This window comes from Variovorax paradoxus, from assembly GCF_029919115.1.
GTDB classification, from domain to species: Bacteria; Pseudomonadota; Gammaproteobacteria; order Burkholderiales; family Burkholderiaceae_C; genus Variovorax; species Variovorax paradoxus_O.
This window is the reverse complement of the sequence record NZ_CP123990.1, coordinates 574,038-587,758: the sequence shown is the minus strand read 5'-3', so window position 1 is coordinate 587,758 and position 13,721 is coordinate 574,038. Positions and strand designations below refer to the sequence as shown.

General features: G+C 65.7%; 11 protein-coding genes. 4 read left to right on the top strand and 7 right to left on the bottom strand.

Annotation, left to right across the window (positions count from 1 at the left end; all coding sequences use genetic code 11):
- Window positions 1-11: 11 nt before the first annotated feature.
- The 4 genes from QHG62_RS02730 to QHG62_RS02715 all read right to left on the bottom strand — a co-directional run bounded on the left by QHG62_RS02730 (window position 12) and on the right by QHG62_RS02715 (window position 5,734).
- Window positions 12-2,156 carry a TonB-dependent receptor gene (locus QHG62_RS02730; RefSeq protein ID WP_281149296.1) on the bottom strand — a complete coding sequence of 715 codons (2,145 nt, stop codon included), beginning with the start codon at window positions 2,154-2,156 and terminating at the stop codon, window positions 12-14.
- Between the two features lie 66 nt (window positions 2,157-2,222).
- Window positions 2,223-2,402, bottom strand: coding sequence for a hypothetical protein (locus QHG62_RS02725; RefSeq protein WP_281149294.1), 180 nt, complete (start codon window positions 2,400-2,402; stop codon window positions 2,223-2,225).
- The gene (locus QHG62_RS02720) at window positions 2,399-3,598 is read right to left on the bottom strand and encodes a PepSY-associated TM helix domain-containing protein (RefSeq protein ID WP_281151478.1); all 1,200 of its coding nucleotides are present in this window, start codon (window positions 3,596-3,598) and stop codon (window positions 2,399-2,401) included. The genes QHG62_RS02725 and QHG62_RS02720 overlap by 4 nt, the downstream gene beginning before the upstream one ends.
- A gap of 33 nt (window positions 3,599-3,631) precedes the next feature.
- Window positions 3,632-5,734, bottom strand: a complete 2,103-nt coding sequence (locus QHG62_RS02715; protein ID WP_281149293.1) for a TonB-dependent siderophore receptor — start codon at window positions 5,732-5,734, stop codon at window positions 3,632-3,634.
- Between the two features lie 160 nt (window positions 5,735-5,894).
- Between QHG62_RS02715 and QHG62_RS02710 the strand changes: the two genes are divergently transcribed.
- Window positions 5,895-7,511 (top strand): phospholipase D family protein, encoded by a 1,617-nt coding sequence (locus QHG62_RS02710; protein ID WP_281149292.1) that lies wholly within the window; start codon window positions 5,895-5,897, stop codon window positions 7,509-7,511.
- A 37-nt stretch (window positions 7,512-7,548) separates the two neighbouring features.
- On the opposite strand, the gene QHG62_RS02705 is transcribed toward QHG62_RS02710, so the two are convergent.
- On the bottom strand, window positions 7,549-8,568 hold the full coding sequence (locus tag QHG62_RS02705; protein ID WP_281149291.1) for a Bug family tripartite tricarboxylate transporter substrate binding protein: 1,020 nt from the start codon (window positions 8,566-8,568) through the stop codon (window positions 7,549-7,551).
- 50 nt (window positions 8,569-8,618) lie between these two features.
- Window positions 8,619-9,110, bottom strand: a complete 492-nt coding sequence (locus QHG62_RS02700; protein ID WP_281149290.1) for a DUF3237 domain-containing protein — start codon at window positions 9,108-9,110, stop codon at window positions 8,619-8,621.
- A 71-nt stretch (window positions 9,111-9,181) separates the two neighbouring features.
- Between QHG62_RS02700 and QHG62_RS02695 the strand changes: the two genes are divergently transcribed.
- The 3 genes from QHG62_RS02695 to groL all read left to right on the top strand — a co-directional run bounded on the left by QHG62_RS02695 (window position 9,182) and on the right by groL (window position 12,160).
- Window positions 9,182-9,973 carry a helix-turn-helix transcriptional regulator gene (locus QHG62_RS02695; RefSeq protein ID WP_432445574.1) on the top strand — a complete coding sequence of 264 codons (792 nt, stop codon included), beginning with the start codon at window positions 9,182-9,184 and terminating at the stop codon, window positions 9,971-9,973.
- A gap of 213 nt (window positions 9,974-10,186) precedes the next feature.
- Window positions 10,187-10,477 (top strand): co-chaperone GroES, encoded by a 291-nt coding sequence (locus tag QHG62_RS02690; protein WP_258504344.1) that lies wholly within the window; start codon window positions 10,187-10,189, stop codon window positions 10,475-10,477.
- 30 nt (window positions 10,478-10,507) lie between these two features.
- Window positions 10,508-12,160, top strand: coding sequence for a chaperonin GroEL (gene groL, locus QHG62_RS02685; RefSeq protein ID WP_281149289.1), 1,653 nt, complete (start codon window positions 10,508-10,510; stop codon window positions 12,158-12,160).
- Between the two features lie 74 nt (window positions 12,161-12,234).
- Here the strand turns inward: groL and xylB are convergent, their stop codons facing one another.
- Complete coding sequence (gene xylB / locus QHG62_RS02680) at window positions 12,235-13,704, bottom strand: xylulokinase (RefSeq protein WP_281149287.1); 1,470 nt, start codon at window positions 13,702-13,704, stop codon at window positions 12,235-12,237.
- Window positions 13,705-13,721: the final 17 nt, after the last annotated feature.

The window sequence follows — 13,721 nt, the reverse complement described above, 5'->3', positions numbered from 1 at the left end:
CCGGCGGTGGGTCAGAAGCGGTAAGCGCCGCTCAGGCCCACCGCCCAGTTGCGGCCCGGCGCGGGCTCGTAATAGCGCGCATTGCCTTCGTTGACGATGACCGATCCCACATAGCGGCGGTCGAACAGGTTGTCGATGCGGGCAAAGGCGTTGAACTCCCAGCGCTCCCACTTCTTCAGATAGCCGGCATACAGCGCCGCGACGGCATAGCCCGGCGCACCGGCGGTGTTGAGGTCGTTGGCCTGCATGCGCCCGAGCGCGCGCATCTCGGCGCCAGCCCGCCAGCCTTCGGGCGGCACCCACCCGAGCGACGCGAAGAGCGATTGCCGCGCGATGCCCGGAATACGGTTGCCCGCCGCCACGGTGTTGGATGCCGCGCAGGGCGACGGCGAGCAGAAGGCATCGCGGTAGCGTGCGTCCAGCCACGTATAGGCAAGCTGCGTGCGCCAGTGGTTGGCCGTTTCATGCTGCCAGGCCAGTTCGAAGCCGTTGCGCCGGGTGCGGCCCGCATTCTGGAAGGTGGCGCGGCCGCCGCTGTTGGTGTCGGTCACGATCTCGTCGCGGGTGCGGGTCTGGAACAGCGCGGCCGTCAGCAGGCCTCCGCCCAGCCTTGCCTTGGCGCCGACTTCGACGCTGTCGTTGACCGAGGGCCGCAAGGCAAAGTTGAGCCCGCTCGCGCCGCCTGCGCGGTAGGAGAGCTCGTTCAGCGTCGGCGTCTCGAAGCCACGGCCGACCGAGCCATAAAGCGCCAGGTCCGGCGTTGCCTGGTAGCGCAGCGAAGCCACCGGCAAGGTCTTGCTGTAGCGCGCGCTGCCGCTGTCGTCGCGGTTGGCACCCACGATGTAGCGGTCTTGCGAATCGAAGTGAACGCTGCTTCGGCGCACACCGGCCTCGAGCGTCCAGCGCTCCGACAAGCGCCAGGTGGCCTGCGCGTAGGGATCGAGATTCCAGACCTCGTTGCGCTCGCTGCGCCGCAACCGCCCTTGCACGCCGAGCACTGGCGCAGCCACGCGGCCGAGGTAGTTCTCGTAGCCGAGGCGCTGTTCGCGCAAGTTGTCGTAGCCCAGCCCCACGACAAGGTCGAGCGGCCGGTCGGCCATTTGCAAGCCGGCGGTCCAGCGCAGATCGACACCGCCATACTGGCGTGAGAGATCGATCACGCCGCCTGCATGCAGCGGATTCTGCTGCGCCGACGGCGGAATCGACTGGTATTGCACCGTCTTGCGCTCGCCGCCGTACACCATGAGCCGCAGCGACTGCGAGGCACCTACGCGCCGTTCGTAGAGCAGGCCAGCCTGCGTCTGCTCGACCGTCTTGCGCGTGTCGAACTGCGTGGCCAACGCCGCGCTGCGCGGCGCCAGCGCGTACTGGTCGGCCGTGAGCCCCAGCGGATCTTGCGCGCTGATACGAACGCTGTTGAGCACCAGAGTGAGCTTGTCGCCGTTGTCGAGCGCTATGCCGAGCTTGCCATTGGCAATGTCGCGCCGGGCCGCGCTGTGCTCGCGCCAGCCGTCCGTCTGGAAGCGGCTGGCGTTCAGCAGGTAGTCGACTGCGCCCCGCGATCCGCTGGCCTGAATCGATTGCCGCCAACTGCCAAAGCTTCCGCCGGCCGCCGAGTACGAAAGCCGCGGCGCGCCCTCGCCCGATGCGGTGAAGGCCTGCAGCACCCCGCCCGAAGAGTTGCCGTACAGCGCCGAGAACGGCCCGCGCAGGATTTCGACGCGATCCAGCGAACCGATGTCGATATTGGAAGTCTGCCCCTGGCCGTCGGGCAGCGTGGCGGGAATGCCGTCGACGTACAGCCGCACACCGCGCACCCCGAAGGTAGACCGCGCGCCGAAGCCGCGGATCGACAGCTGCAGGTCTTGCGCATAGTTCATGCGGTTCTGCACCTGCAGGCCCGGAACGCTGCCCAGGCTTTCCGACAAGTTGACCTGCAGCCGGTTGTCGCGCATCTCCGCGCCGTCGACGCGGTCGACCGATCCCGGCACGGCGAACGGTGCAACTTCACCGCGGGGGGTGGACACCGTCACTTCGGGCAAGCGGCCACGGCCGGTTTCGGCCGGCGGCTCCTGTTGTGCCTCTTGTGCCTGCACAGCGAACGGAATACCCAGCAGTAACAACTGGGCAGCAGCGGTGACGAGTGCAGGCTTCATCGCACCGATTCTGCTTCGGCGTGCGGCGCTGCCCGTACTAGCAACAACCCGGGCGGGCTGAAAAAATCAGGTTCTGCGCCAGCCGTACCAGGCGCACACGGCAACGGGAATGCCAAGTGCGAACCAGGCCAGCATGTCTCCCACACCACCGTCGCTGAAGAGCGCCGAAATCAGGCCGAACGTGGTCAGCACGCCGAGCGCGATCGGCCAGCCCCACATGCGCCTGAAGGCGTGCCGGGGCTTCATGCCTGCACCTTCATGGCAGGAGCCGGGTCAGGCTGTTTTCCGCCAGGCTGCGGTCCGCGTCCCGCACCGCCGGCGGGCAGCGGCGCCGCGGGCGCCGGTACGGTGTTGCCGCGCTTCAGCCACAGGTAGAGTCCGCTGCCCAGCACGATGATGGTCGCAATGTCGAGCAGCGCCCAGATGATCTGCATCGGCATGCCGGCGTAGTCGCCGAAGTGCAGCGGCTGCGACACGAGCAGCGCCGTCAGGTACCAGGGCATCTCGGGCGAGGCTGTCACCTGCGTCGTCTTGGCATCGACCAGCACCGGTTTCAGCAGCTTGGACGTGAAGGGCTCGTTGCCGCGCAGGAAGAAGGTGGTGTGATGCGGGCTCGAGAATGAAGTGCCCGGAAACGCGATGAACGACAGCTTCATGTCGGGCGCCTGCTTGAGCGCGACTTCCATGGACCGCTGCACCGACCCGCGCTCGGCGGCGGGCACGGTCGGCTCGTTCTTGTAAGGCGCAAGGAGCGTGCTGAGCTGGTCGTACTGCCAGTACTTGATGATCAGGTCGGCCCACGTGTTGATCATGCCGGTGGAGCCCACCACGAACAGCCACACGAGCGTGACGATGCCCAGCAGGTTGTGCAGGTCGAGCCACTTGAGGCGTGGCCGTTTCTCGCGCCGCACCGTACCGAAGTCGAGCTTGCGCATGAACGGCGAATAGAGCACCACGCCGGAGACGATGGCCACGAGCAGCAGCAAGCCCATGAAACCCAGGAACAGCTTGCCCGCAAGCCCCGCGAACAGGTCGACGTGCAGCTTGAACATCACGTACATGAAGCCTTCGTCGAACTTCGGCTGGGCAAGCACGGCGCCAGTGCGCGCATCGATGGCGACCGACTTGAAGTCTTCCGTAGGCTCAGGCGTGGGCGTGAGCGTGACCAGCCAGAGGCCGTCGTCGTCCTCGGGCTGCGAGACGAACTGCACCACGCGGTCGGGGTGCTTGGAGCGCGCCGTTTCGAGCACGCGGTCCAGGCTCACGCGGGGCGTGTCCGCCGGCATCTTCGGCGCTTCGACCTCGGTGCCCAGCAAGTGCCCGATCTCGTGATGGAAGATCAGCGGCAGGCCCGTGATGCACAGCAGCAGCATGAACACGGTGCAGACAAGGCTGCTCCACTTGTGCACCCAGGCCCAGGTCTTGATCTTTCGGCTGTTCATCATCTCGTCACTGCTCCCGTCGAAAGAGGAATATCAAAAACGGTAGGTTGCGCTTGCCACGACGCTTCGGCGCGAGCCGTACCAGCAGTCGCCACGTGAAAGACAGGTACTGAAGTAAGTCTTGTCAGTCAGGTTGTTGATGTTGAGCGCATAGCGCCAGCTGGCATTTTCGTAGGCAAAGACCGCATCGAGCAATGTCACGCCCGGCACGCGCGGGCCCACGCCCGATTGCAGGTCGCGGAACGAGCTCATCATGCGCACGCCTGCGCCGGCCGAGAACCCGCTCAAGCCGCCGATCGAGAAGCGGTACTTGGCCCACACGCTCGCCTGGTGCTTCGGCAGGCCTTCGATCAGCTCGTCCGCGTCGGTGTAGTTGTAGTGCGCAATCAGATCGAGGTTCGAGCCGATCGAGCCCTTGGCCTCGAGCTCGAGGCCCTGGGTCTTGGTCTTGCCGACCTGCGTGTACACATTCATCGACGGCGAAGTGATCTGGTTCTTCTCGCGCAGGTCGTAGACTGCCGCGCTGAACGCCAGTGCGCGGTCCTTCGGTTCGTACTTGATGCCGGCTTCCCACTGCTCGCCCCGCAACGGCGTGAAGATCTGCCCATTGCGCGGCGACTGCGGCGTGAACGATTCGCTGTAGCTCAGGTACGGCGACCAGCCCGACGGCATGGCGTACATCACACCGAAACGCTTGGTGGTTGCGCTGCTCTTCTCGGCGTCACTCCCCTCTGCGCTCGAAACGGCCTTGTCGTGCCGAAGGCCGGCCACGAAGATCCAGTTGTCGAGCTTGATCTGGTCCTGCAGGTAAAAGCCGTTCTGGCGCTGGCGGGTGCGCGGCATCGCATCGCGTATGGGCATGTCGACGTGGCCATAGATGGGCGCGTAGGCATCGATGGTGTCGAACGTGGTGCCGCCCCAGACGTTTTCGCGTTGGCGCGCAAAGTCGGCACCCACGAGCAGCGTGTGCTTGAGCGCACCGGTCTGGAAGTGCCCTTCGACGTGGTTGTCGAGCGTCTGCGTGCGGTTGCGCGTCAGGTAGCTGTCGTAGTAGCGGCCCAACGTGCGCTTGAAGATCGGGTCCGTTGCGTCCCAGCTTTCGGCGCCGCTGAATGCCGCGCCATAGTGGTAGCGGTTGTCGTTTTCGTTTTGCGCATAGCGGAAGTTCTGCCGCAGGGTCCAGTTCTCGTTGAACTTGTGTTCGAACTGCCAGCCGAAGGTCTTGCGCTCGCTGTCGTAGTAGTCGAAGCCCGGCTCGCCGATGAAGCGGCTAGTGGGAATGCGTCCGTTCGGGTTCGGCAGCAACGTGCCCGCCCACGGGAAGAATTGCGAGCTGCTGCCGCTCTTGTCCTTTTGGTACAGGCCTTGCAGCGTGAGCGAGGTTGCCGCGCTCGGCCGCCAGGTCAACGATGGCGCAATGACGCTGCGGTCGTCGGGCACGTAGTCGACCTGCGTGTCCGACTTGCGCTGCAAGGCAATCAAGCGGTAAGACAGCGAGCCGTCGGCATTCAGCGGGCCGGTCAGGTCGGCCTGGATCTGCTTGCGGCCGAAGCTGCCGAACTGCACGCCCACTTCGCGCTGCGCCTCTTGCAGGGGCCGCTTGCTCACCATGTTGACCACGCCGGCGGCCGTACCCGCGCCGAACAGCATGCCCGACGGGCCGCGCAGCACTTCGAGCCGCTCCAGCGTGTAGGGCTCGGTGCGCGTGGTGCTGGTGTAGTAGCCGTAGGCTTGGCGCAGGCCGTCCAGGTAAATGTCGGGAGTGGCGCCCCGGATGCGCACCGAGTCGGTCCGCGAGTCGAGTCCATAGGCATCCGAGCGCACGCCGGCTGCGTAGTTGAGCGCGTCCTGGAGATTGCCCGCGCCCTGGTCGACCATCTGGTCGCGCGTGACCACGGTCACCGACTGCGGGGTTTCTGAAAGCGGCGTGTCGGTCTTGGTCGCGGTTGCAGCGTTCCTGGCGCGATAGCCGATGACGGGCGAGGTGGCGGTTTCGGCCTCTGCACTTGCATCGACCCTGATTTCCGGCAAGGCGCCTGGCGTTGCGGTTTGGGCCAAAACCTGTTGATGCACGTAAATTGCCATGCATCCTGCCAGCACCGATACGACCTTGCGCCCCGCCATCTTCCTCGACATTCCTGCTCCACTCCGAAACATTATTAAGAACGATTCGCATTCTAATAGTTATAAATTCTCATCTGTTTCAATTTCCCGAGATCGGCAGGGGCGTTCTCCCGCGCACCGCGCGCGTGGCGCAAGCCAAAGCGGCTACGATCCGGCCCGCACGTCCCGTGCGATGGCCGGTCTCATGCTCAAGCTCATTGCACCCTCGTTTTCTGCGCTGCGCCGGCCGGCCCTTCGGCTGGCTGCCGCCGGATTCGCGCTCATCCTGGCGGGCTGCGCCGGCCTTCCCCCTCGTGCACCCGAGCCGCCGACGCTGTCGATTGCGGCTTCGCCCGCCACCACGCTCGGCCGCGCGGCGGCAAGCCTGAACAACGCGGCGCAGGACGGGCTTTCAAGCGTCCGCCCGCTGGTCGAGGCGTCTTTTGCGCTCGACGCCCGGTTCGAGCTGATGCGACGCGCCCAGGCCTCGCTGGACGTGCAGACCTATCAGCTTGGCAAAGACAAGACCGGCCTGTTGCTGTTGCGCGAACTGCGCGATGCCGCACGGCGCGGTGTGCGGGTGCGGCTGCTGCTCGACGACTTCTATACCGCCGGCATGGACAGCCTGCTGCTCGGCCTGGCCGCGGAACCCAACGCCGAGGTTCGCCTGTTCAACCCCTTTGTGAATGCCCGCGACCACTCGGCCACGCGGTGGCTGGAGTTCTTCGGCGATTTCAGGCGCCTGAACCACCGCATGCACAACAAGCTTTTCGTGGCCGACGGCGCCCTGGCCATTGCAGGCGGGCGCAACCTGGCCGACGAATACTTCCTGCGAAGCGAAGGCGCCAACTTCATCGATTTCGAGCTGGTCATGGCCGGACCGGTCGTTCCGGAAGCCGCGCGCATCTTCGACACCTACTGGAACAGCGACGTGGTGTACCCGATTCAGCGGATTGCCGGCACCAGCGATGCCCCGGAGGCGCTGAAGGCCGGGTTCGAAGCCGCAACCGCGCCGATTCACGCGCCCCCGCCCGCTCCTCTTTCAGGCACCGACCTCATGGGCGATGCGCCGCTGGGTGCGCAGCTTGCCGATGTCGGCCGCGTCAAGTGGATGCGCGCCGACGCCCACGCCGCGGCCGACAGCCCCCACAAGGCACTGGGCGCCCTCACCCCCGCAAGCGAGTCGCTCGCAGCGCGGTTCCATGAAATGACGGCAAGCGCGCGCTCCGACGTGATCGTGATCTCGCCCTACTTCATTCCGGGCGACGAGGGCATGGCGCGCATCCGCGAAGGCCGGGCGCGCGGCGTGCGCATCAGCGTCGTTACCAATTCGCTGGCCGACAGCGACGAGCCGTTGGTCAACATCAACTACAACCGCTACCGCGTCGACATGCTGAAGCTGGGCGTGAACCTGTACGAGGTCAGCACCGAGCAACTCAAGCGCAACCGCCAGTTCCGCACCCTGCTCAAGAAGGCGCGCGGGCGCCTGCACGCCAAGCTCGCCATTGTCGACCGGGAGTGGGTGCTGCTGGGGTCGATGAATCTCGATCCCCGCTCGGCGCGGCTGAACACCGAGTTCGGCGTTCGGGTGCGCAGTTTCGAATTGAGCCAGGCACTGCTGTATGCATATCAGCTCGACGACATCGAGGGTGTTTACCGCGTGGTGCTCATGCCCGACGGCAAGAACGTGCAATGGATTGGCACCGGAGACGTGGACAACGAGGTGCTCGACAGTGAACCCGACTCCAGCCTGCTCACGCGCCTGCAGCTGCTGCTGTTCTCCTGGTTCGTGCCGACCGACCAGCTATAGCCGCCGGTCCAGACGGCACGCCCCGCGAGCCCTCGGCTCAATCCGCCTTGAAACCCGTGGCGGCGACCACCTTGCCCCAGCTTGCCGTGTCGGCAGCGATCACGCGGCCGAATTCCTGCGACGTCGTGCCCGTGACACCGAAGCCCGCATCCTCCAGCTTCGCCTTGCCTTCGGCCGACTGCACGGCCTTGCGGACATCGCTTTCGAGCCGCGCGATGATCTCGGGCGGCGTCCTGGCCGGGGCAACCACGCCGAACCATGAGTTGAAGACCAGCTGGGGGAAGCCCTGCTCGCGGAAGGTCGGAACGTCGGGCAGGCTGGCGCTGCGCGTATCGCCGCTGGAGGCCAGAGCCAGCAACTTGCCCGCCTTCACGTTGGCCGCCGAGAGACCGACGCTTGCGAATGCACCCGCTACGTCGCCACTGAACAAACCGCCCAGCGCATCGCCCGTGGTCTTGTAGTGCACCGGCTCCGGCTTGATGCCGATCGCATCGCCGAAGAGAAAAGCGCCGAAGTGGCCCGGTGTGCCGGCACCGAAAGTGCCCATGAACAGCCCCTTCTGCGCGCGGCTCCATTCCACGAACTGCTTCACGTCGCGCGCCGGTATCTTGGCCGGGTTGACCACCAGCATGAAGTTCGAGGTGACCACCTGGCTCACGGGCACGAAGTCCTTCTTCGGGTCGTAGGAGAGCTTGCTGTAGCTGCTCGGCGCAATGGCCAACTGGCCGGTTTCGCCGAGCATTAGCGTGTAGCCGTCAGGCTGCGCTCGGGCCACTTCGGAGGCGGCGATCAACCCGCCGGCGCCCGGCTTGTTGTCGACGATGACGCCAAGGTTTCCCCACCCTTCGGACAGCTTCTGGGCCAGCAGGCGAGCCACGATGTCCGGCCCGCTGCCGGCCGGAAAGCCAACCACCAGGCGCACCGGCCGGTTGGGATAGGCGGTGCCCGCCTGGGCGAGCGCCTGGGGCGCCCAGGCCATGCTCCCGAGTCCGGCCAGCGCGGTGATGGCGGCGATGAGCGCGCGGCGGCGCGCGCCCGTAAGAGGGGCGGTTGTCATTCGAGTCTCCTGTCGGTGTTGAAATTGAAGCGCGGAGCCGGCGGCGCGGATCACTGCAGCGCGAAGAAGCGCATCACCACCTGGGCGGGGTGGCGCACGCCGACTCCGACGAACAGCCGCTCGGTGATCCAGCGCAACGACTGGCTGCGCGTCTCGAACGAGGGCGCACAGCGAAAATAGACCTGCGCCGGGTCCACCGGCTCACCGCGCAGCAGTTGCGCCATCACCTCGGCGGGCGCGGTGCGTATGGCACGGTTGCGCACGTAAATGCGGTCGCCGGCATCCGTCTCCAGGCCGTAGCGGGCGTCGAGCTCCGATGCCGTGTCGCTTGCGATGCGCTGGAAGTCGGCACCGCCCGGCAGCACCCGCCCCGACCAGCCATCGCCCCTGGCGTGGCCGCCCACAATGGGCACCACGCGGCGCAGCCCCTGGGCGCCCTCGCCCAGCACCATCGGCTCACCCACCTCCACGGTGACATCGGCAAACCAGGCCAGGCACGGTGCGGCAAGCGGATCGTTCTCTTGAGGAGGCGAAGAAGTCATGCCCTAGCGTAAGTCCGGTGGCCGGACAACGCTGTCATCCCGGAAGATGACGGGATTCCCCGTATTGCCCCATGCGCACCTGGATTCCTGACCTGCCCGCCGAGTCCGCCGGATCGTCATTGGCGCAGCACCTGCCGATGGTGGTGCCAGCGCTGGGAGAGCCGGGATTTGGCGACCGCCTTCTCGACGCCATGGCGCGCGCCCTGCCGGTGGGCTCGTTTTCGGTGTACCGCACAGGGGCGCGGCCGGCGATCTTTCTGAGTGGCAGCCGGGGCATGCCCGACACCACGCGCGACTGCTGGCGCGCCTACCTGTCAGGTCCGATCCGAAGCGACCGCACATTGCGTGAAGCGAGCGCTCCACAACTGCGCGTGTGCCACATCACCGCGCCGGAGGTGCCCACGGAGCACCGGGCCAAGGTATACGACGCCCACGGGGTAATGGAGCGCGTGTCGGTGGTCGAGGAAGAACCTGCGGCATGCGAGGGCGACGCGCTGTTCGCGGTCAATTTCTATCGGCATACGCATCAGCGGCCGCTCAGCGATGCGCAATTGGCAGACTTCGGCGTTGCAGGGCGACTGCTGATGGCGCTCGCGCGCAAGCACATTGCCCTGACGCGCGCGGACGCGGCCAACGAACTCGGCGCGAGGCTGCTCACCCGTTGCCCGGCGCTGACGGCGCAGGAACTCAACGTATGCCTTCGGTTGCTCCGTGGCATGACCCAGGAGGGCATTGCGTCGGACATGGGCCTGGCGCTGCCGACTGTCAAGACATACCGGAACCGGGCGTTCAACCGGCTCGGCATTCACTTTCGCAGTGAATTGTTCGCGCTGATGCTGCCGGAGCGCAAGTCAAGCTTTTAAGGCTCTGAAACAGGGCCGTCTGGCCAGCCGGGCGCTTGGCACTCTGGCCGCAGCGGGGCAAAACCGCCTCCCGCCCTTGAAACTCCCCCGATTGCCCTTATGATTAGCACTCGCTGCTGACGAGTGCTAACAAGCCTCGATTCCAGTCGATGGGCCGCCGGTCTCCCCCGCCCGGCGCCCGACCACAACCCCGTTTCTTATCCAGGAGATGCAATGAAACTTCGTCCTTTGGCCGATCGCGTGATCGTCAAGCGTGTTGACAGCGAAACCAAGACCGCCTCCGGCATCGTCATTCCCGACGCAGCCGCCGAAAAGCCCGATCAGGGTGAAGTCCTGGCCGTGGGCCCGGGCAAGCGCAACGACAAGGGCGAACTGACCGCACTGACCGTCAAGGTCGGCGACCGCGTCCTGTTCGGCAAGTACAGCGGCCAGACCGTCAAGGTCGGCGGTGACGAATTGCTCGTCATGAAGGAAGACGACCTGTTCGCAGTCGTCGATAAGTAATCCATCCATCCCCTTTCGGAGAAATAAAACATGGCAGCAAAAGACGTAGTCTTCGGCGGTGAAGCCCGCGCACGCATGGTCGAGGGTGTCAACATCCTCGCCAACGCAGTCAAGGTGACCCTGGGCCCCAAGGGCCGCAACGTGGTGCTCGAGCGCTCGTTCGGCGCCCCCACCGTCACCAAGGACGGTGTATCGGTCGCCAAGGAAATCGAACTCAAGGACAAGCTCCAGAACATGGGCGCCCAGCTCGTGAAGGAAGTGGCTTCGAAGACCAGCGACAACGCTGGTGACGGCACCACCACCGCCACGGTTCTGGCACAAGCCATCGTTCGCGAAGGTTTCAAGTACGTGGCCGCCGGCATCAACCCGATGGACCTGAAGCGCGGCATCGACAAGGCTGTCACGGCCCTGGTCGAAGAGCTGAAGAAGGCTTCGAAGCCCACCACCACGTCGAAGGAAATCGCACAAGTCGGCTCGATCTCGGCCAACAGCGACGAAACCATCGGCAAGCTCATCGCTGACGCGATGGACAAGGTCGGCAAGGAAGGCGTGATCACTGTCGAAGACGGCAAGTCGCTCGAAAGCGAACTCGACGTCGTCGAAGGCATGCAGTTCGACCGCGGCTACCTGTCGCCCTACTTCATCAACAACCCCGAAAAGCAATCGGCGCTGCTCGACAACCCGTTCGTGCTGCTGTTCGACAAGAAGATCAGCAACATCCGCGACCTGCTCCCCACGCTGGAACAAGTTGCCAAGGCTGGCCGTCCCCTGCTGATCATTGCCGAAGAAGTCGAAGGCGAAGCCCTGGCTACCTTGGTCGTGAACACGATCCGCGGTATCCTGAAGGTCGTGGCTGTCAAGGCTCCTGGCTTCGGCGACCGCCGCAAGGCCATGCTGGAAGACATCGCCATCCTGACGGGCGGCAAGGTCATCGCTGAAGAAGTGGGCCTCACGCTCGAAAAGGTGACGCTGGCCGACCTGGGCCAAGCCAAGCGCATCGAAGTGGGCAAGGAAAACACCATCATCATCGACGGCGCCGGCGCTGCTGCCGACATCGAAGCCCGCGTGAAGCAAGTGCGCGTGCAAATCGAAGAAGCCACGAGCGACTACGACCGTGAAAAGCTGCAAGAGCGCGTGGCCAAGCTGGCCGGCGGTGTTGCAGTGATCAAGGTTGGCGCCGCCACCGAAGTCGAAATGAAGGAAAAGAAGGCTCGCGTCGAAGACGCCCTGCACGCCACCCGCGCTGCAGTGGAAGAAGGCGTTGTGGCTGGCGGCGGCGTGGCTCTGCTGCGTGCCAAGCAAGCCGTGGGCGACCGCGTGAAGGGCGACAACGCCGACCAGGACGCCGGCATCAAGCTGGTGCTCAAGGCGATCGAAGCGCCCCTGCGCGAAATCGTGAACAACGCCGGCGGCGAAGCCTCGGTGGTGGTGAACGCTGTGTTGGCCGGCAAGGGCAACTACGGCTTCAACGCTGCGAACGACAGCTACGGCGACATGCTCGAGCTGGGCATTCTGGACCCGACCAAGGTGACCCGCACCGCGCTGCAGAACGCAGCATCGGTTGCTTCGCTGCTGCTGACGACCGAAGCCATGGTCGCCGACGCACCGAAGGAAGAAGCCGGTGCCGGCGGCGGCATGCCCGACATGGGCGGCATGGGTGGCATGGGCGGCATGGGCATGTAATGCCCGGCTGAGCTCTACTGCTCACCAAAACAAAAAGGGCCGCGCAAGCGGCCCTTTTTTATTGCGCGGTACGTTTATCGAAACTGGTCGCGCAGTGCCATGTAGAGCACCTGGAAGCGCGCATGCCGCGTCTTGTGCGAGCCGTTCCCTTCGACCGAAGGCACCAGTTGCTGCTTCACAGGCGGCAGCGTGCACACCTCGGCCACAGCGCCACCGTCAGCCAACCACGCAAGCCGCGCCGCACCCAGCGCGCCGCCCGTCTCGCTGCCCGCATAGAGCGTGAGCGGCACCTGGAAGATGTCGGCCAGCAGTTGGCCCCACCACACGCTGCGCGCACCTCCGCCGACCAGCGCCACTTCGCGCAGCGGCATGTCGGGCGGCAGGCGCAAGGTGTCGAAGCCGTCGCGCAGCCCGAAGCTCACGCCCTCGACCACGGCATAGGCGATTTCCGCCGGACCGTGCGCATGCGTCAGGCCGAACAGCGCGCCCTGCGCATTGGGGTTGTTGTGCGGGGAGCGCTCGCCCGAAAGGTACGGCAGGAACAGCGGGCAACGCTCGCGCTGTGCCGGTGCGACCGAAGCTGCCGCTTCGAGCAATGCCGCCTCGTCGGCAAACTTGAATGCCTTGGCAGCCCAGCTCACCGCGCTCGCGGCCGAAAGCATCACCGACATTTGGTGCCAGCGCTTGGGCAGCGCATGGCAGAACGCATGCATCGCCTGTGCGGGGTTGGGCAGAAAGCGGTCGGTCGAGACGAACACCACGCCCGATGTGCCGAGCGAAACAAAGCCCTGTCCCGGCTCCACCAGCCCCATGCCGACCGCGCTCGCGGCGTTGTCGCCGGCACCGCCGGCAATGAGTACTGGGCCGCTGCCCACGTTCCAGCGTGCCGCCAGCTCGGGTTTGAGCTGCGCCGACACTTCGCTGCCTTCGACCAACCGGGGCATGTGCTCTCGCGTGAGCCCCGTAGCCCCGAGCAGTTCGTCGGACCAGTCGCGCGCACCCACGTCCAACCACAGCGTGCCGGCCGCATCGGACATTTCGCTGACTGTCTCACCGCTGAGCATGAAGCGCAGCCAGTCTTTCGGCAGCAGCACCCGCGCCACGCGAGCGAAGATTTCAGGCTCGTGCTCTCGAACCCACAGCAGCTTGGGCGCGGTAAAGCCGGGCATCGCCAGGTTGCCCGCGATCTCGCCCAGCCGCGGCACGGCGCGCGTGAGCGCTTCGCACTGCGCGCCGCTGCGGCCGTCGTTCCAGAGAATGGCGGGACGCAGCACCTCGCCCGCCGCGTCGAGCAGCGTGGCGCCGTGCATCTGGCCCGACAGGCCGATGCCGCGCACGGCGCTCAGCGCCTCGGGGTGCGCTTCTCGCAGCTCGGCCATCACTTGCTCCAGCGCCTGCCACCATTGGCTTGGCGCCTGCTCCGACCAGAGCGGCTGCGGCCGTTCGACCGTGAGTGCTGCGCGTGCCACGCCGACGATGCGGTGATCGTCGGCAAGCAGCAGCGCCTTGAGCTCGGACGTGCCGAGGTCGAGTCCCAGATACAAGATAGTGCTCCCTGATT

Excerpts from the sequence above, each read along its gene's own strand:
- QHG62_RS02730 (WP_281149296.1), bottom strand. The coding sequence starts at position 2,156 with ATGAAGCCTGCACTCGTCACCGCTGCTGCCCAGTTGTTACTGCTGGGT.
- QHG62_RS02725 (WP_281149294.1), bottom strand. The coding sequence starts at position 2,402 with ATGAAGCCCCGGCACGCCTTCAGGCGCATGTGGGGCTGGCCGATCGCG.
- QHG62_RS02720 (WP_281151478.1), bottom strand. The coding sequence starts at position 3,598 with ATGAACAGCCGAAAGATCAAGACCTGGGCCTGGGTGCACAAGTGGAGC.
- QHG62_RS02715 (WP_281149293.1), bottom strand. The coding sequence starts at position 5,734 with ATGTCGAGGAAGATGGCGGGGCGCAAGGTCGTATCGGTGCTGGCAGGA.
- QHG62_RS02710 (WP_281149292.1), top strand. The coding sequence starts at position 5,895 with ATGGCCGGTCTCATGCTCAAGCTCATTGCACCCTCGTTTTCTGCGCTG.
- QHG62_RS02705 (WP_281149291.1), bottom strand. The coding sequence starts at position 8,568 with ATGACAACCGCCCCTCTTACGGGCGCGCGCCGCCGCGCGCTCATCGCC.
- QHG62_RS02700 (WP_281149290.1), bottom strand. The coding sequence starts at position 9,110 with ATGACTTCTTCGCCTCCTCAAGAGAACGATCCGCTTGCCGCACCGTGC.
- QHG62_RS02695 (WP_432445574.1), top strand. The coding sequence starts at position 9,182 with ATGCGCACCTGGATTCCTGACCTGCCCGCCGAGTCCGCCGGATCGTCA.
- QHG62_RS02690 (WP_258504344.1), top strand. The coding sequence starts at position 10,187 with ATGAAACTTCGTCCTTTGGCCGATCGCGTGATCGTCAAGCGTGTTGAC.
- groL (WP_281149289.1), top strand. The coding sequence starts at position 10,508 with ATGGCAGCAAAAGACGTAGTCTTCGGCGGTGAAGCCCGCGCACGCATG.